At 51.0% G+C, this 18339-nt stretch carries 19 protein-coding genes and 1 tRNA gene; 10 read left to right on the top strand and 10 right to left on the bottom strand.

The features are described 5' to 3' along the window. Together ACO1NT_RS03705 and rsfS are read right to left on the bottom strand one after the other, a co-directional pair. Window positions 1–1103: ATP-dependent metallopeptidase FtsH/Yme1/Tma family protein (locus tag ACO1NT_RS03705; protein ID WP_449047052.1), on the bottom strand; the 1103-nt coding region annotated here is incomplete at its 3' end. A gap of 30 nt (window positions 1104–1133) precedes the next feature. Then, window positions 1134–1508, bottom strand: a complete 375-nt coding sequence (gene rsfS, locus ACO1NT_RS03700; RefSeq protein WP_449047051.1) for a ribosome silencing factor — start codon at window positions 1506–1508, stop codon at window positions 1134–1136. Window positions 1509–1600: 92 nt separating this feature from the next. Between rsfS and ACO1NT_RS03695 the strand changes: the two genes are divergently transcribed. From ACO1NT_RS03695 to pfkA, 4 genes are all read left to right on the top strand, one after another. Beyond that, a complete protein-coding gene (locus ACO1NT_RS03695) occupies window positions 1601–2329 on the top strand; it encodes a biotin--[acetyl-CoA-carboxylase] ligase (protein ID WP_449047050.1) in 729 nt (242 codons plus the stop codon). A 107-nt stretch (window positions 2330–2436) separates the two neighbouring features. After that, window positions 2437–2886, top strand: a complete 450-nt coding sequence (locus ACO1NT_RS03690) for a protein-disulfide reductase DsbD N-terminal domain-containing protein (protein WP_449047049.1) — start codon at window positions 2437–2439, stop codon at window positions 2884–2886. Between the two features lie 88 nt (window positions 2887–2974). After that, the gene (locus tag ACO1NT_RS03685; RefSeq protein WP_449047048.1) at window positions 2975–4693 is read left to right on the top strand and encodes a protein-disulfide reductase DsbD family protein; all 1719 of its coding nucleotides are present in this window, start codon (window positions 2975–2977) and stop codon (window positions 4691–4693) included. A 4-nt stretch (window positions 4694–4697) separates the two neighbouring features. Continuing rightward, the gene (pfkA, locus tag ACO1NT_RS03680) at window positions 4698–5675 is read left to right on the top strand and encodes a 6-phosphofructokinase (RefSeq protein WP_449047047.1); all 978 of its coding nucleotides are present in this window, start codon (window positions 4698–4700) and stop codon (window positions 5673–5675) included. A 57-nt stretch (window positions 5676–5732) separates the two neighbouring features. Here pfkA and ACO1NT_RS03675 read toward each other — a convergent pair whose 3' ends face one another. The 4 genes from ACO1NT_RS03675 to ACO1NT_RS03660 form a co-directional block, all read right to left on the bottom strand. Then, window positions 5733–6866, bottom strand: coding sequence for a redoxin domain-containing protein (locus ACO1NT_RS03675; protein WP_449047046.1), 1134 nt, complete (start codon window positions 6864–6866; stop codon window positions 5733–5735). Window positions 6867–6971: 105 nt separating this feature from the next. Further along, complete coding sequence (locus ACO1NT_RS03670) at window positions 6972–7766, bottom strand: TPM domain-containing protein (protein ID WP_449047045.1); 795 nt, start codon at window positions 7764–7766, stop codon at window positions 6972–6974. Further along, window positions 7750–8190 (bottom strand): TPM domain-containing protein, encoded by a 441-nt coding sequence (locus tag ACO1NT_RS03665; protein ID WP_449047044.1) that lies wholly within the window; start codon window positions 8188–8190, stop codon window positions 7750–7752. Before ACO1NT_RS03665 ends, ACO1NT_RS03670 begins: the two co-directional genes overlap by 17 nt. A gap of 77 nt (window positions 8191–8267) precedes the next feature. Continuing rightward, a complete protein-coding gene (locus tag ACO1NT_RS03660) occupies window positions 8268–8849 on the bottom strand; it encodes a LemA family protein (RefSeq protein WP_449047043.1) in 582 nt (193 codons plus the stop codon). A 99-nt stretch (window positions 8850–8948) separates the two neighbouring features. Between ACO1NT_RS03660 and ACO1NT_RS03655 the strand changes: the two genes are divergently transcribed. The 5 genes from ACO1NT_RS03655 to ACO1NT_RS03635 all read left to right on the top strand — a co-directional run bounded on the left by ACO1NT_RS03655 (window position 8949) and on the right by ACO1NT_RS03635 (window position 13293). Further along, a complete protein-coding gene (locus ACO1NT_RS03655) occupies window positions 8949–10490 on the top strand; it encodes an NAD(P)/FAD-dependent oxidoreductase (protein WP_449047042.1) in 1542 nt (513 codons plus the stop codon). Window positions 10491–10851: 361 nt separating this feature from the next. Then, entirely contained in the window at window positions 10852–11163 is a 312-nt protein-coding gene (locus tag ACO1NT_RS03650; RefSeq protein WP_449047041.1) for a hypothetical protein, read from the top strand. A gap of 81 nt (window positions 11164–11244) precedes the next feature. Beyond that, a complete protein-coding gene (locus ACO1NT_RS03645) occupies window positions 11245–12084 on the top strand; it encodes a sigma-70 family RNA polymerase sigma factor (protein ID WP_449047040.1) in 840 nt (279 codons plus the stop codon). Window positions 12085–12155: 71 nt separating this feature from the next. Beyond that, window positions 12156–12231 (top strand) — tRNA-Gly (locus ACO1NT_RS03640). Between the two features lie 420 nt (window positions 12232–12651). Beyond that, on the top strand, window positions 12652–13293 hold the full coding sequence (locus ACO1NT_RS03635; RefSeq protein WP_449047039.1) for a DUF6266 family protein: 642 nt from the start codon (window positions 12652–12654) through the stop codon (window positions 13291–13293). Here ACO1NT_RS03635 and sufD read toward each other — a convergent pair. From sufD to sufB, 3 genes are read right to left on the bottom strand one after another with little or no spacing between them, the layout of a single operon-like run. Further along, window positions 13290–14588, bottom strand: coding sequence for a Fe-S cluster assembly protein SufD (gene sufD / locus ACO1NT_RS03630; RefSeq protein ID WP_449047038.1), 1299 nt, complete (start codon window positions 14586–14588; stop codon window positions 13290–13292). The genes ACO1NT_RS03635 and sufD overlap by 4 nt on opposite strands. 58 nt (window positions 14589–14646) lie before the next feature. Then, window positions 14647–15399, bottom strand: a complete 753-nt coding sequence (sufC, locus tag ACO1NT_RS03625) for a Fe-S cluster assembly ATPase SufC (protein ID WP_449047037.1) — start codon at window positions 15397–15399, stop codon at window positions 14647–14649. A gap of 32 nt (window positions 15400–15431) precedes the next feature. Beyond that, window positions 15432–16883 (bottom strand): Fe-S cluster assembly protein SufB, encoded by a 1452-nt coding sequence (gene sufB / locus ACO1NT_RS03620; protein WP_449047036.1) that lies wholly within the window; start codon window positions 16881–16883, stop codon window positions 15432–15434. 285 nt (window positions 16884–17168) lie between these two features. Between sufB and ACO1NT_RS03615 the strand changes: the two genes are divergently transcribed. Continuing rightward, on the top strand, window positions 17169–17639 hold the full coding sequence (locus ACO1NT_RS03615; RefSeq protein ID WP_449047035.1) for an Lrp/AsnC family transcriptional regulator: 471 nt from the start codon (window positions 17169–17171) through the stop codon (window positions 17637–17639). 2 nt (window positions 17640–17641) lie between these two features. On the opposite strand, the gene ung is transcribed toward ACO1NT_RS03615, so the two are convergent. Further along, window positions 17642–18313: a uracil-DNA glycosylase gene (gene ung, locus ACO1NT_RS03610; RefSeq protein ID WP_449047034.1), complete on the bottom strand. Its 672-nt coding sequence runs from the start codon at window positions 18311–18313 to the stop codon at window positions 17642–17644. Window positions 18314–18339 lie beyond the last annotated feature (26 nt).

Below are 18339 nucleotides of genomic sequence, written 5' to 3'. Positions count from 1 at the left end.
CGCAATAATGCAGAGTCGAGTACATCCGGTCTGTTCGTTGCAGCAAGGATAATGATACCCGAATCGGTACCGAATCCATCCATTTCAACAAGCAGCTGGTTCAACGTATTCTCACGCTCATCGTTTCCGCCAACAATATTGTTCTTGCCTCTGGCACGACCTATCGCGTCAATCTCATCGATAAAGATGATACAAGGAGCCTTATCCTTTGCCTGTTTAAACAAGTCTCTTACCCTCGAAGCACCTACACCCACAAACATCTCAACGAAGTCAGAACCTGAAAGCGAGAAGAAAGGCACCTGCGCCTCGCCAGCCACCGCCTTGGCCAACAGGGTCTTACCTGTCCCTGGTGAACCGACCAGCAACGCCCCTTTCGGGATTTTTCCGCCCAGATTCGTGTATTTCTTCGGGTTTTTGAGGAAATCGACGATCTCCATCACCTCCTGTTTGGCTTCCTCCAGCCCGGCCACATCGCTGAATGTGATCGCTACCTGCGATTCCTTGTCGAAGAGGGTAGCCTTGGACTTTCCGATGTTGAAAATCTGGCCCCCGGGCCCACCTCCGCCACCGCCCATACGGCGCATGATGAAAATCCAAAACACGATAATCAGTAATAACGGCAGCATGATGGAAAAAATCCATCCCGTCCATGCATTGGTGCGATCTTCCGGCCTTACCGACACACGGTCCGCTGGTGGGGTATCCTGCTGCGCTTCCGCCAGTTTCCGCTGTAGCACTTCGCCCGAAAATTCCGTAAAGACGTACTGCGGACCCGTGGAAGGAGCAAGCGTCAGTCCGTTGGAACTGGGTTGCACATCTTTGTACTTAGGGTCGCTAAGCCGGTCTTTTTTGATGAAAACTTCGACGAAAATCAGTTCATTCTGCTTATAGGCGACCAAATGATCCACATCACCCGGCTTAAGCATCTTTTCTTCAAATTCTTCATAGGTAATCTCCTTCGCATTGTCGTCAGTGAAAAGATACTGCAACGCAAAGAAGCCAAAAAACATCGCCACCCACAGCCATATAATATTGAAACGTGGCGGCTTCGGCGTCACCTTTTTACTGGGCACTCTCTTTAATCTATCTGGTCCTTTAGGCATACCTTTGCTTTCCTTTTTGTTCTGTTTGAATTACGCGCTCTGGTAGTATTCCATTTCGGCATCTCCCCATAGGTCTTCGATACCGTAATAGCTGCGTTTATCTGTTTTAAAAATATGGACAACAACATCGACGAAGTCCAATAAAATCCATTCCCCGTGTTCCATCCCTTCTTTACGCCAAGGTTCCTGTTGAAGTGCTTTGTAAACTTCTTCTTCCACACTTCGGGCCAAGGCGTTGACCTGCGTTGATGAGTCTGCGTGGCAAATTACGAAATAATCGGAAACCGAGCCCCCTATGTTCCTCAAATCAAGCCTAACAATCTCATTACCCTTCTTTTCCTGCATACCGTGCACAACGACCTCCGACAGGCGGGCTGATAGGACTGATTTTTTGTTTTTTATCATTAAAAATAATTATAGTTTTGGGGCAATGACACCCTTTTATTCCATTCGTATTGCAAAGTAACACATTTTCGGGATTATTCGAGGGACAAAATGTGATTACATTACAGCGGATCCCTTCCACAAACGATTACCTCAAGGACGCTCTGTCAAAATCCACGCCACTCCCTGAAGGCACTGTAATAATGGCAGTTGACCAGTACGGTGGCAGAGGGCAAAAAGGTGCCGTTTGGCAAAGCGAACCGGGGAAGAACCTGACGATAAGTTTGCTGCTTACCCCCACTTTCCTCGACCCGAAACGGCAATTCGTACTTACCGCCGCCATCAGCCTCGCTGTTGCCCGATGGCTGCAGTCGTTAACCCTTGTCGGAGTAAAGGTTAAATGGCCGAATGATTTGTATATCGGCGATCGAAAAATCGGTGGCATCCTGATTGAGAACATCTTGAACGGCAAGGTGTGGAAATCAGCAGTGGTAGGTATCGGTGTCAACGTCAATCAGGTTTCCTTCCCCCCTGAAATCGAAAAGCAGACTACCTCGGTCAAGCAAATTTTACATAGGGATTGCCAAGTATCTGAATTATTGCCCGACCTTTGCAGACGCATCGAGCGGGAATACATGAGGCTGAAGTCGGGTAGTTTTGATGCCGTTTTGGCTGATTATGAACAAGGGCTGTATCGCCTCAACGAACCGCACCCCTTCCTGGTAGACGGGATAACGGTATCGGGCGTCTTGCGGGGCGTTAGCGAAACAGGGCGCTTACAGATCGATTTCAATGGCCATCGCGTCGATTTTGACATCAAGGAGATAGCCTTTGTCATCTGAACAGGATTAATTACCTTTGCAGCACAAACACCGAACATTGCTGCTGGAATTAAACCCCAAGTAGTAAAGCGAGTCATATATTTTACGAAAACAACACTTGAATGATTATGAGAAAAGTAGTATTAGCAGCCATGGTTTTGTGTTTCGCGGCAACCGGTGCCTTCGCGCAAATCTTGAAACCGGTTACCTGGCAATTCGGCGCAAAAAAGATCAGCAAAGACGAGGCGGTGGTTTTCATTAAGGCCACGATGGACGAGGGATGGCACATCTACTCGCAACACGTGGAAGAGGGCGGTCCCATCAAGACGTCATTTACCTTCAGTCCGTCTGCAGACTATACACTCGTGGGCAAGCCAGCTGAACCGAAGCCCAAGACCAAATACGAGGAAGTTTTTGCGATGAACGTTGGGTACTTCGACAAAGAGGTGGTTTTCCAACAGAAAATCAAATTAAAGAAGGGTGCCACAACCGTGAAAGGAGCCGTTGAGTTCATGGCTTGCGACGCAAACCAGTGCTTGCCGCCCGATGAAGTGGAATTTGCGGTAGCGGTTAAATAGTTCCCTTACCTCGGTCTAAAAAGAAACCCAGAAAGGCATTTTTCTGCCTTTCTTTGTTATTTTTGCACGTCATTAATAGATGCTGTTCATGAAGCGTATTCTCTTTACGTTATCATTGTTAATGGGTATGGCCACGGTTGCTTTGCCCCATACCCCACCTCAGGACACCTTGCTTGATTTCAGCGATGTCGAGTTCACAGAGAGCCCCGATACATCGGCCGAATCGATGGAATACATCGACGTACCCGATGATGTGGTATTCGGCGACGGGCAGGATCTGGCAGATAGCACGCAAGGGCAAGCCCAACTGGCTGCTGCCGACGGTACCGCTACCCATGGGGGCAGCCCCCAGACCCTTTGGGGGATTTTCATCGCCGGCATCATCGGCGGGTTTGCGGCGTTCCTGATGCCCTGTATCTACCCGATGGTACCCCTTACCGTTTCGTATTTCACGAAGCAGAGCGGCACCCGAACCAAAGGGGTTATCAATGCGTTGTTGTATGGCCTGTTCATCATTGTCATATACGTAGCTTTGGGCATGCTGGTCACCCTCCTTTTCGGTGCATCGGCGCTCAATGAGGCGGCGAGCAGTGCTTGGTTCAACCTGTTGTTTTTCCTGATCATTATTGTATTCGCCATCTCCTTCCTCGGTGCCTTTGAAATCACCCTGCCTTCCCGTTTTGTCAATAAGATGGATGAGAAATCCAACCAAAGCGGCTTTCTGGGCTTGTTTTTCATGGCATTTACACTGGCGTTGGTTTCGTTTTCATGCACAGGGCCCATTATCGGCTACCTATTGGTAGAAGCGGTGGCCGAAGGAGCGCTGCTAGGCCCGGCCATCGGCATGCTGGGCTTTTCAGTAGCACTGGCTATACCGTTCATGATATTTGCGTTTTTCCCTTCGTTGCTTAAGGAAATGCCTAAATCTGGTGGATGGCTCAACACGGTAAAAGTGTCGTTGGGCTTCTTGGAGCTGGCGTTGGCCTTCAAATTCTTATCGAATGTCGACCTTGCCTATCATTGGGGCCTGCTCGACCGGGAAGTGTTCCTGGCCATCTGGATTGTCATCTTCGGCTTATTTGGCCTCTACCTATTGGGCAAATTGAAATTCTCGCACGATAGCGACGTGCCGTTCATCTCCATTCCGCGTTTATTTTTCGCCATCACCGTCCTCTCTTTCACCGTCTATATGATACCCGGTATGTGGGGGGCGCCACTGAAAGCGTTAAGCGCTTGGTTACCACCATCGCCCACGCAGGATTTCAACCTGCATCAGGTTGGCGTGGGGATTGGCCAGGCACCGAGCACGGGCAACGGCATCGTCAAAAAATACGGCGACGTTTTCCATGCACCACACGGCATCGATGCGTTCTATGACTACGACCAAGCCTTGGCCTATTCCAAGCAGGTAGACAAACCTGTCCTGTTGGATTTCACGGGGTGGAGTTGCGTGAATTGCCGGAAAATGGAAGAATCCGTATGGCCGGACCCACAGGTACTGAAACGGCTAAAGGAAGACTATATCCTCGTATCGCTTTACGTAGACGATCGGACTGATTTGGCTCCTGAAGAACATTATGTTTCTGCGTTCAGTGGAAAGAAAATACGCCGGGTAGGCCAAAAATGGTCCGACCTCCAAGCATCGCGCTTCGGCACCAATGCCCAACCTTACTATGTGGTTGTGGATGGCGAAGGGAACCAGCTGGTGCCTGCCCAAGCGTATAATGAAGATATCCAGAATTATATCAATTTTTTGGACCGTGGCATAGCTGCCTATCAACAACGAAAAACAAACACAATAAAATAAATTAATGAGCAACATCAAGAACATTGCCGTATTCACGTCCGGGGGCGATGCCCCGGGGATGAATGCAGCCATCCGTGCGGTAGTCCGAACCGGTCTCTACTACAACCTCAACGTATTTGGAATCGGGCGCGGATACGACGGTATGGTCCATGGCGACATATTTCCGATGGATGCCAAATCGGTAGCCAACATTATCCAACGCGGGGGGACCATCCTGAAAACGGCACGGAGCGAAGAGTTTCGCACGGTGGAGGGCCGCCAGCAGGCTTACGAGAACCTGAAGAACCACCGTATCGATGGTTTAGTGGCCATCGGCGGCGATGGCACCTTCACCGGCGCTTCCAAATTCATCGAGGAGCACAACATCCCCATCATCGGCCTGCCGGGCACGATCGACAATGATCTGGTAGGCACCGATTTTACCATCGGTTACGATACGGCCATCAATACGGTTATCGAAGCGGTGGACAAAATCCGTGATACCGCCGAATCGCACGACCGTGTTTTCGTCGTGGAAGTAATGGGCCGGGACTCGGGTCTCATCGCCCTACGGGCAGGGATCAGTGTGGGGGCGGAGTGCGTGTTGATCCCTGAGATCAAGGTGGAATATGAAGCGATGATGGATCGGCTGGACCGTACCCGCAAAAATAAAGCGTCACGGGTGATCATCGTGGCCGAAGGAGACGACGCAGGCGGCGCTTTCGCCGTAGCAGAACGCATCAAAGAACGTTTTCCCCATTACGATATGCGGGTATCGATCCTCGGCCATATCCAACGCGGTGGGAGCCCTTCATGCATGGATAGGGTACTGGCCAGCCGCTTGGGTGTGGTTGCCGTGGAAGCCCTTCTGGAAGGCCGCCGTGGCGAAATGGCAGGTTTGATACACGGACAAGCGGTCTTTACGCCATTCAGCAAGGCGATCAAGCACATCGGTACCGTCAACGAAAACCTACTCCGCCTTGTGGATATCCTTTCGTTGTGATATGAGGTAGCAAAACATAAAAACGCCCCGGGTCTAACAAGCGGCCCGGGGCGTGTATCATCGGAGCAGCGCGGCCAGTGTATTGTGGAGATCCGCACCCCGGAGGTTCTTGGCGATGATCCGGCCTTCGGGATCGAGCAGGAAATTGGCTGGAATACCTTGTATAGCGTACAATTCCACCACATCGGATTGCCACCACTTCAATTCGGAGACATGCGGCCAATCTTGCAAACCGTCGTCGTTGATGGCTTTCAACCAGGCGTCCTTAGCGCCCGGGCGATCAAGCGACACACCGAACACCGTAAAATTCTTATCCTTAAATGCTTGGTAGGCCGCAACAACGTTAGGATTCTCTTGCCGGCACGGGCCGCACCAGCTTGCCCAAAAATCGACCAATACATACTTGCCTCGAAGCGAAGATAACGCCAATGGCGTACCGGCCGTATCGGGCTGGCTGAAGTCGGGGGCAATAGCACCGATATCCACCCGTTTCGTAGTTTCCAGTTGCGCCGCAATCGCCTTTCCCTTATCGGAATTTTTCAATGCTGCCGACAGCTTGTTGAACGCGGGCTCCACAACTTCCGCGGTAGGCTCCGATCCTACATAGGGCATGAGCAGGTCGAGGCTGACCACGCTGGACGGGTACGTGTTGATATATTCAAAGTCTATCGTTTTCTGCTCTTCCTGGATGGCCATGGCTTCGGCCTGCAAGCCCTGCATGAAGGCGGGGTCCTGTTTCTGCTCGTCAGAGGCGGCAACGAAACGCGCCATCACGTCGCCCATCTTGGCTTGTAAGGGAGCAACGTATTCATGGTAGGTAGCGAAGTCTTTGTTTGTGGCACCGCCCTTTACGGATGCATTGACCAACGAATCGGCAGAAGTAACTTGGATAGCTCCCTTCTCGAGATAGATTTCCACCCGGTCGGGGTCTTCCATCCCGCGGATATCGCCCCCTTCGTGGGCAAGCAGCACCAACGCCCTTGCGGGTGCCGCGACCGTGCCGTGGAATTTGAATGCCCCATCGGTCACCGTAGCCGAATCCAATACGGCACCCGTAGCTGTCCGATAGCTTAGATACGCCTTGGCGGGCGTGTTCAAGTTACCCACCTTCGCCGTCACGGTAAAATCCTCCTGTGCAACCACCGCCATGGGCAACGCGGCTACAGCCACCAAAACCAATTTCCTCATCATGTTGTTCATTATCGTTCTCATATATACGTTGGCAAAGATGGGATAATTCCCCATCAATGCTTTCCTCATAAACACATTGTTACGTCTGATGGTTTGCGTACAGGCCTACCAATTTCCACTGGCCCCACCGCCGCCAAAGCCACCACCACCGAAGCCGCCGAAGCCGCCGCCACCACCACCAAAGCCACCGCCGCCGCCGAAACCACCGCCGCGGCCACCGCGGCCCATACCACTCAGGAGCGTCCACCATAGCAGGTCGGAAGCCCCGCGGCCGCCCATTACCCTGCCGCCACCGCCACCGCCTCGTCCCGACAATGCGATAGCGACCACAACAATGATCACGATGAAAATGAGCGAACCCCACCCACTGCCGCCACCACTTTCTTTCTTCGGTGCGGCCTTGTACTCGCCCTTCGTATAGGCGATGAGGGCGTCAGTGGCTCGGTCGATACCTGCGAAATAATCTCCTTGCCGGAATGGGGGCTTGATTTCGTTCTCAATAATGCGGTACGCGATGGCATCAGGTACAGCCCCTTCCACCCCATAGCCGGTTTGTATCGTCACGGCCCGGTCGCCCAAGGCTACCAGCAACAGAATGCCATTATCGTGTTCCTTGCCGCCGATACCCCATTGTTGCGCCAATCGTACGGCATAATCCGCAATCTCGTATTGCCCCGTAGACTGCATCACAACTACCGCAATCTGCGTCGACGTACTGTCGTCAAAAGCGACCAGCTTGTGTTCCAATCGCTCCACTTCGGCAGCGGAGAGGGTACCGGTGTAATCGTTGACCAGCGTATTGGGAGTAGCCGGGAAATCCTGTGCAGATACCGTCACCCCTGCCGCAAGCAGCAAACCGCCAATGATTATTACTTTAAAATATTCAATCGTTTTTACCATCGCCGAAGGCTATGTCATTAGGCAGCTCATTCACATCATCGTCCTGTCGCGGAAAGAAGTGCTGCAACTGCTCCCCGGCATGTTTAATTCCCTCAATAAGCCCCTGCACCAAATCGCCTTGTTTAAAATGCCGCAACATCAGCTCCTTCGTTTCCTCCCAGAACCCTGCCGCCACTTTCGCATGGATTCCGGCATCGCCAATGATGGCGAACCGGTGGTCGTCGGTTGCCATGTAAATCAGCACACCGTTCCGCAGGGCAGTTTTATCCATGCCCAATCGGTGGAAATATACGGCCGCCCGCTCCATGGGTTCACCCTTGCATCGGGGCTCAACGGCCAAGCGTATTTCGCCCGAGGTATGCCCCTCGGCCACCTGGACGGCGTGTACGATTGCTTCCTGTTGTTCTTCTGTGAATGGCTGCATACAACTAATTATCCATTTTAAGTCTCAAATCCCGCATCAGACTTCTTAAATCTCACGCCCGATGCCTCAAATCCCTCTTAAAACTGCACCTCCGGCGCCTTGTCGGCGCCCGCCTCCGCAGCGAAATAGCCTTTCTGCTTGAAACCGAAAAGTCCTGCGGTAATATTGTTGGGGAACCGCCTAACGGACGAGTTGTATTCCTGCGTAGCTTCGTTGAATGCGCGCCGTTCGGTGCTGATCCGGTTCTCAGTGCCCTCCAACTGTGCTTGCAATTCCAGGAAGTTCTGGTTAGCCTTCAGCTCGGGGTAACGTTCCACGGTGACGAGCAGGCGACCCAACGATTGCGACAGCGCGTCTTGCGACTGCTGGAATTGTTGGATGGCTTCCGGCGTCAGATTTTCGGGGTCTACGGTGACCGACGATGCTTTGGCACGCGCCTCGATAACCTGTGTAAGCGTTTCCTGTTCGAAATTCGCCGCCCCCTTCACCGTATTGACGAGATTGGGAATCAGGTCCGCACGCCGTTGGTAGGCATTCTCCACCTGTGCCCACTTACCTTTTACATTTTCTTCGAGGTTAACAAGGGTATTGTAACCGCACGAGCTGAACGACATGGCAGCAAAAAGCCCCACCATTGCCATGAATAATCTTCTCTTCATATTGATTGATTTTAAATGCATTAATGCCACTAATTTAATACTTTGATTGCAAAATTTATACCTTTGTTACACTTCGGGATAAAAACCCGACATCATTACATGCAGCAAGAACTCGAATTAAGTGTTCTCCCCGAGCGGATCTCAGACGAAGCACACCTTCTGCAGGAAGGCGCCACGCAACTTCATATCGCCCCCGAACGGATTAAAGGCTTGAAAATCCGGAAGCGCTCCATCGATGCACGCGGGAAGCGTGTGGTATTCCGGGTACGCATCATTTATTATATCGACGAGCCGCCCACTCACGACAATTTGCTTGTGGCGTATGCCAATGTAGCAGCCGCGCCGCCGGTGGTCATCGTCGGCGCCGGTCCCGCAGGCTTATTTGCGGCATTGCGCTGTCTGGAAAAAGGCTTCCGCCCCGTGGTGGTGGAGCGCGGCAAAAACGTACAGGAGCGGCGGCGTGACCTTGCCGTATTAAACAGGGACGGGTTTGTTAACCCCGACTCGAACTACTGCTTTGGCGAAGGCGGGGCCGGCACCTATTCCGATGGCAAGCTATACACCCGCTCCAATAAGCGGGGAGACGTTCAACAGGTATTAAACGTATTTGTGGCCCATGGCGCTACGGAAGACATATTGGTGGATGCCCGCCCCCATATCGGCACCAATAAACTGCCGCACATTATCCAGCGCATACGTCAAACCGTGCTGGACCACGGTGGCGAAATCCATTTTGATAGCCGGGTGACCGACATCCTGCAGGACGGGGGGAATGTTAAAGGCATTGAGCTTGCTTCGGGCAAACAAATCATGGCCGACCATGTAATCTTGGCCACGGGGCACTCGGCCCGGGATGTTTTCGAGCTATTCCACCGCAAGCGTTTGCTCGTGGAACCCAAACCCTTCGCCCTCGGTGTGCGTATCGAGCATCCGCAGGAAATCATCGATCAGGCGCAGTACCATTGCTCGGTACGGGGCGAGCACCTACCGCCGGCGTATTACAGTCTGGTACAGCAGGTGGGTGGCCGGGGCGTCTTTTCATTCTGTATGTGCCCGGGTGGCGTCATCGCCCCGTGCGCCACAGACAAGGGCGAAGTGGTGGTAAACGGCTGGTCGCCCTCCAAACGAAACAACCCGTATGCCAATTCGGGAACGGTGGTACAGGTAAACCTGCGGGACGTCCCACAGGTAGCTCGCTACCCATTCGCGCTCATGGACTTCCAGCATGAAGTGGAAGAACGCGCCTATGTGGTGGGCGGCGGCAACCTGGTGGCACCCGCCCAACGCATGGTCGATTTCGTGGAAGGGAGGCAATCCCGTTCTTTACCCGTAAACTCGTACAAACCCGGCACCAAAAGTGCACCGCTTGTTGAAGTCCTGCCAGCATTTGTCCACGATGCGCTCCAGAAAGCGCTTCCGATGTTCGGCAAGAAAATGAAGGGATATTATACCAATGAGGCCGTGCTTGTGGGGGTCGAATCGCGTACGTCGTCGCCGGTGCGCATACCGCGGGATAAAGAAACCCTGCAGCATCCACAACTCAAGGGGCTATACCCGTGCGGCGAAGGTGCCGGCTATGCGGGAGGCATCGTATCGGCAGCAATCGATGGGATGAATTGCGCGGATGCGATAACGGTCTGAGAAACCATGTGGTCGGCGGCAATGATTACTCCTTCACCTTGAAACAATGGAAATTTTCTGCCTTTCTTTGGCATGGCCAACCTTCGACCGTGTTTGCTTTTTTTCCTTCTGATGGCCGCTGCTTCGGTGGCCGTTCATGGCTCCTTACCGCCTATAAAGTCTACATTCAGTTCTTTTTTCACACTTCTCATCTAGCGAGTAAACTCAAATACACGAATAATCGTTCATGGAAGCACGAACGGATTGAAAACCGACTACTCCACAGGTGGGCGAATAAATAAATCAAAATTTGACACCTCGTTTTGTCACGTTTAAACAGGGTTAATTGTCAATCAAGAGAATAATTTAAACAAAAACAATAATGAAAATTGTAAAAGTAACGTACACCGTGCAGCCGTCGTTTGCTGCAAAGAACCTTGAAAATGTAAAGACTTTCGTCCGCGATATCAAGGCGCTCAACAACCCCTCTATCCGCTACATTTCTTATCTTGGCGCGGATGGAAAAACTTTCACACACATCGCTACGTTTGATAGTGAGGCGGCACAACAACAATTCCTCGCGCTTCCTTCTTTCAAATTATTCCAACAGCAACGTGATGGAAGCGGCCTGGAAACACCGGAGAACCTGCAATTTCTTGAGCTTGCCGCTGCCTCCTATGATCTTTTTAACTGAAAAAGATGGACCCCTATCCCGCTGGCCCGCCATGCCCGCAACGGATAGGGGTCCATTCCCAAAAATGGAGAACGATTAGCGATGACCGATTACCAAAGTAAGTTATTCCCTTACGCCTACAACATCCTAGGGTCTGTAGACGATGCATTCGACGTGATCCAGGATGTGATGGTGAAGCGGCTATCGGGGGTGGGTACAACATTGGAAAATGAAAGCGCATACTTGATAAAAAGCGTGATTAACCGGGCGATCAATCTCAAAAACCGGAATACACGCATCCATGGCCAGCGAATGTGGCTACCCGAGCCTGTCGCTACCGAACGAGCCGATTCCCGATTGAAAAAGAAGGAGATCATTTCGTATTCGATGTTGGTGCTCCTGGAACACCTCAACGCCAGAGAACGGGCGGTATTTATCCTGAAAGAAGCGTTTGGTTACGCACATGAGGAAATTGCGGAAACCTTGTCGATTACGGTTGACAATTCGAGGAAATTATTAAGCCGCGCAAGGCGAAACCTGAAGGACAGCCACGGTGGATTTAAACCTGTCGCCACGGCAACCGCGGATCTCCTGGACACCTACATCCATTGTATCGAAACCGGTGATATCGAGTCGCTCACGAAGTTGCTGTCCAAAGAAATTGCGGTGAAAGCCGATGGTGGCAAAAAGATGCAAGTGGTTAGTGAGTTTACACAAGGTCAACGGCCGGTTATCGACCTCATGTTATATCTCTATAATCACTACCAGTATCGCTATGAACTAGAAATACATACCGTCAACCATCAACCGGCCTTGCTTTTTTATGAAGACGGCAAATTGGTTAATTGTCAGGTATTTGAATGGGATAGCCATCAATTCCAAATAATGCGTATTTTCTCGATAGTCGATCCGGATAAGCTATCCCGGATTGGTCATTTGTAATGAAGGCACTACGCTTTCGGCAAAGTAATTTTTGAAAATTCACGGATTGCATTACATTTGCATCAGCCCAAGCGAAAGTAGCTCAGTTGGTAGAGCATCAGCTTCCCAAGCTGAGGGTCGCGAGTTCGAGCCTCGTCTTTCGCTCCACTTTCATCCTCGCAGTATGTGAGGATTTTGCATTAAATAAACCTTGCAATCAGTGTTTTACAGATTGATTTCCATTGAGAGAAGTTAATAATTGCATTAATTTTCCTATGGCAGATTGACGGGTATTTGATGTAAAAACACCGTTTTCTGTCTCATTTCTTGTCTCATTTTGTTAAGTTGGTTTTAAAATTTGTTACATTTCGTTCTACCCCCTATAGTAACATTCCCCATTCTCAACAATACACGATTTTCTTTAAATAATAGGGGTTTTCTAGGGGTTTTATAGGGGGTTTTTAGGGATATACTACGTAATGATCCTTTGTAAACATTTACGATATACCATTTATGTTAGTTATATATTTTTTATTATTTAAGGAAGTTTATACATTCGCATAAATCTTTTAATAAACTTACCTACCTATGGCAACATTCAAAGACGGTGCAAACGGCAGCTTCAATGGAAAAGTCGGAAGTGTAGTCGGGTATCAGTGGCGGGGTATCAATGTCATGCGTTCGCTCCCCAAAAAATCCAAGAAGCCGCGCAGTGAAAAGCAACTGGCAAACGAACGGCGGATGAAGCTGGCGATGTCTTTTCTATCACCCATCACTACGGTCATCCGGTTGGGGTATCAGCAGGCTACCGAAGGACTCCCCATGACGCCCTTCAATATGGCGCTGTCGTACCACAAGAAGCAAGCAATCGGCGGCAGTTATCCCGAATTGTATTTCGATTACAGCAAAGCGAAAATCAGCATCGGCCCCCTTGCTTCCGCTGAATCGCTCGCTGCGGAATGGACAGGCGACGGACTTTCTTTTTCGTGGGATGGGTCGTCGGATAACCTGCTTATGAAGGAGCAGAATACGATTATCGTGCTGCATCTGGAAGCAACCAAAGGCTGGGATATCCGGACATCCGGCATCCAGCGGGGGGCAGGGCATTATCTTTTCCCTTTACCATCAAACCTAATCGGGAAAGAAATCCACGCATACGTGGCTTTTAACGAGATATTGAGTGATAGGATGTCCGACAGCCGTTACATACACGTACCAGCAGTCGGTTAAAGCCCTTCTTCCACCAAGTGCTCCACGTACTGGCGTACGGTATCGTTGTTAAAACGACTGGTCACGTCAAATGCAAATGCGTGTGTCAGCAGTACCCTCGCCTGTGCTTCGCTTATACCCCTTGCCCGCAGATAGAACAGTGCTTCATTATCGAACTGGCCGATGGTACAGCCATGGCTGCATTTTACATCGTCTGCAAAGATTTCCAGTTGCGGCTTGGTGTATACGGCCGATTTCTCACCGATAAGCAGGTTGTTGTTCTGCTGGAAGGCATTGGTCTTTTGCGCGTCGAGGCGCACGAATATTTTACCGTTGAAGACGGCCGTGGAAGTATCCTGTGTAATGTTCTTATACCACTCGTAGCTTTCGCAATGGGGTTTCAGGTGGTCCACGATGGTGTGGTTATCTACCAACTGGTCGGATGCCGTAAGGGCGATGCCATACAAATGGCTTTCGACCTCGCTGTCGCCCAGCCGCACGTTGATATTGTTGCGGATAAACGCCGCGCCCGGAAAGGAACAGTTATAGTTGTTATACAGGCTATGTTTTTCCTGGTGTACTTCCGTGTGGTTGATGTAGCTACTTTGTTCTCCGGCGACTTGCAGGTAATAGTGTTGCAACTTTGCGTTCTCACGCACCATGATTTCGGTAACGTGGTTGCTGAGGCTGCGTTCGGATGCATCGTCCGTTACGAAGGATTCGATGATCTCCGCTTCCGCGAAGGCACCCATTACAAATAGGTTGCGGGTTTGGCTAAACAAGGGGTTAGCGGATGCCGCAACATGGATGACATGGATGGGCTTGTCCAGTTGGATGTTCTTGCCCACCTCGATAAATAGGCCAGAGGTGAACGACGCCGTATTCAATGCTACAAACGGGTTATCCGTTTTATCGGCATAGGCTGTAAAATACTTCGCAAAACACAGCCGTTCGAATGCCTCCTCAATGGGCATCACCTGCAGGCCGGGAATCGTTTCTACAGACGACAGCTCGCTGCTGTATTGTCCGTTTACCAATACCACGCGGTAGGCGTCGAGTTCGGGAATACGCGCGTTATCCAACGCGGTGCCCGCCGGGAGTGCCTCTGCTTCCAATGCATATGCCCGGTTAACCAGGGGTTGCACGTGGTTATACTTCCAATCCTCGTCCTTTACGGTGGGGAAACCCGTAGCCTTGAAGCGTTCCAGTGCCTGCTTGCGGATCTCGCCCAGCGATCCGGGGGCTCCCGACGAGAGGCGCTCGCCGGTTGTTTTAATCAATTGGGTATATAAAGAATCACTCGTTTGTGTAATCATGGTATCTGTAGCCACTTCATCCAACATAGCCGCTCCTTTCAAATTCTAAAACCATTGTTTAGGCACCGACCGTTTCCTTGATCCAGTCGTAACCCTTTTCTTCCAATTCCAGCGCGAGTTCCTTGGTGCCCGACCGGACGATACGGCCGTTGTAAAGGACATGCACAAAATCAGGTACGATGTATTCCAGCAACCGCTGGTAGTGGGTAATGACCACAAACGCATTGTCTGCGGTACGCAGTTGGTTTACGCCCCGCGCCACGATACGGAGGGCGTCGATATCCAGTCCCGAATCGGTCTCGTCCAAAATGGCCAATTTAGGTTCCAGCATAGCCAGTTGCAGGATTTCGTTGCGCTTTTTCTCGCCCCCCGAAAACCCTTCGTTCAAAGAGCGGTTAGCCAACTTCGCGTCAAACTCCACCAATTTCTGCTTCTCCTTCACCTTGTTCAGGAACTCCCGGGCCTCTATTGGCGGCAGCCCTTTGTACGCACGTATTTCATTCAGTGCCGTTTTCAAGAAGTTGATATTAGATACGCCGGGTATTTCCACGGGGTATTGGAATGCCAAGAACACCCCTTCCCGAGCGCGGTCCTCCGGCGAGAGGGCCAGCAGGTCCAGGCCGTCTAGCTGCACCTCCCCTTCGGTTACCTCATACGCTTCCCGGCCGGCCAATACGTTTCCGAGCGTACTCTTCCCCGAGCCGTTGGGACCCATGATGGCATGCACCTCACCGGCTTTCACTTCCAGGTCAAGGCCTTTCAATATGGCTTTATCTTCTACTGATGCGTGTAAATTCTTAATACTTAACATGATAATTTCACTACTCTTCTTTCTATAAATAATTAGCCCACACTTCCTTCAAGCGATATGGCCAGTAGCTTCTGTGCCTCTACGGCAAATTCCATGGGCAGCTGGTTCAGCACTTCTTTGGCATATCCATTCACAATCAGCCCAACGGCCTTTTCCGGGTCGATACCGCGCTGTGTAAGGTAGAACAGCTGATCCTCTCCAATCTTGGATGTTGTTGCTTCATGTTCCAGCGTGGCCGTCTTATTCCGGTTCTCGATATAAGGGAAGGTATGCGCCCCACAGCGGTCGCCGATCAATAACGAATCACATTGGGTGAAGTTACGCGAATTATCCGCCCCGGGGCCGATTTTCACCAGGCCCCGGTAACTATTGTGGCTCACGCCGGCCGAGATGCCCTTTGATATGATTTTGCTTCGCGTGTTCTTGCCCAGGTGGATCATCTTCGTACCTGTATCGGCTATCTGCTTGTTGCGCGTAAGGGCGACCGAATAAAACTCGCCCACCGAATGGTCACCCTTCAGGATCACTCCCGGATACTTCCATGTGATGGCCGACCCGGTCTCCACCTGGGTCCAGGAAATCTTGGCGTGATCACCTTTGCAAATACCCCGCTTGGTGACAAAATTGTAGATGCCGCCCTTACCGTCCTTATCACCGGGATACCAGTTCTGCACCGTCGAATACTTGATCTCCGCATCCTTCAGTGCTACCAGCTCAACAACCGCGGCGTGCATCTGGTTCTCGTCGCGCATCGGGGCGGTACACCCTTCGAGGTAACTTACATAAGCTCCTTCATCGGCGATAATCAGCGTGCGCTCAAATTGCCCGGTGTTTTCCGCATTGATGCGGAAATAGGTAGAAAGCTCCATGGGGCAGCGTACCCCTTTGGGGATGTACACGAAGGAACCGTCGGAAAATACCGCCGAGTTGAGTGCCGCATACACATTATCCGTTTGCGGCACCACTGTACCGAGGTATTGTTTCACCAGCTCGGGGTGCTCTTGTACTGCTTCACCGAAGGAAGAGAAAATAATACCTTGTTCTTTCAATTTCTCGCGGAACGTGGTTTTGACCGATACGCTATCAAAAACCGCATCTACGGCCACAACCCCCGCGAGTACTTTTTGCTCGTCGAGCGGTATGCCCAGTTTCGCGAAGGTAGAGAGCAACTCGGGGTCTACTTCGTCCAAGCTATTCAGCTTGGGCTTTGCCTTGGGCGCCGCATAGTAAGAGATCTCCTGGAAATCTACGTCAGGATTATCGAAATTCTGCCAAGTGGGCATATCCATTTGGAGAAAGTGTTTCAGTGCTTTCAACCGCCACTCCAACAACCATTCGGGCTCATTCTTCTTGGCAGAAATCAACCGCACGGTATCTTCGTTAAGCCCTTTGGGGGCGATATCCATTTCGATATCCGTGGTAAATCCGTATTTATATTCCTCGAGCGCAAGCTCTTTCAATAATTCATCGTCTTTTGTACTCATAGCATTCCTCCGCAACGTCAATAAGCCGCTAAGCGTCCCGCCCAGCTTTTCGAGATGCAAAGTTACGATTAAACTGCCAATAAACCTCGTCTATCGGCCGCTCATTTCGGGGAATGCACCCGCTTTCCATATTTTTACAAATCAGTGATAATGAATGGGATTCGTTTTAGAGACATCCTTACCCAAATCCCCAAACAAACAATATGAAGAATAAACCGTATTATTGCCAAATATAATTTGGCAAACAGGCTATAGAAGAAGAGTTCATGTTCAAATCACTGAGATATGGCGTTCCAACCCGATAAAACCGACTTTAAAATCCTGAAACTCCTTCAGGAAAACGGCCGAATCACCAACTTGCAGCTGGCGTCCAGCATCGGCCTTTCGCCCGCCCCCACTTTGGAACGTGTGCGCAAGCTTGAAAATTCAGGCTACATCAAGAGTTACCATGCTTTTGTCGATGAGGAAAAGCTGGGTCTGGGCATCAAATCCTTTATCCAGATATCGCTCGACTTCCACACACATAATGCCATTCCGGAATTCGTCGAGGCCGTTAAAAACATCAAGGAAGTGACCGAGTGCCACCACGTGACGGGCCAGTGCGATTTCATGTTAAAAGTTTACGTGAAAGATATCAAGGCCTATGAAGCGGTTATCATGGAAAAAATCAGCAAAATCCCCTTTGTCAAGACGTTCCAGACCATGATGATCATGTCTACGAGCAAAAAAGAGCCCATCGTCCCGATGGAATACTGATACTAGACCTGCCAGTCGATCGGCTGAAGGCCCTGTTGCACCAAAAAGGCATTCGCCTTGGAAAAGTGTTTGCACCCGAAGAAACCATGGTGGGCCGAAAATGGGGATGGGTGTGCCGCGGTAAGGATATGGTGCCTACGGTGATCGATAAGTGCCGCTTTATTTTTAGCATACCTGCCCCATAGCAGGAACACGATTCCCTGCCTGAGGGCCGATAATTCCGCAATTGCCTTATCCGTAAAGGCTTCCCACCCCTTACCTTGGTGCGAACCTGCGGTGTGGGCCCTAACCGTCAGCGTGGCATTGAGCAATAGTACCCCCCGGTTGGCCCACGCGGTAAGGTCACCGTGTTTCGGGATTTGGAACCCGGGGATGTCCGTGGCCAATTCCTGGTACATATTACGTAATGAGGGTGGTATACCCACGCCCGGGGGAACGGAAAAAGACAGGCCGTGGGCCTGTCCCACATTGTGGTAGGGATCTTGCCCCAATATCACCACCTTTACATCGTCGAACGGCGTGTGGTTAAATGCGTTGAAGATGAGGTTACCGGGCGGATAAACGGCATGGTTGCGTTTTTCCAGCACCAGAAATTGTTTGAGCTCCTGCATGTAGGGTTTCTCGAATTCGGGCCCCAGTACTGCTTTCCAACCCGGTTCCAATTGTACACTCATACCAGCAAAAATACACTTTATTGTAA

The organism is Parapedobacter sp., from assembly GCF_053550995.1.
Note: the sequence above shows the minus strand (reverse complement) of the source record. Positions and strands in the feature narration are given on the sequence as shown.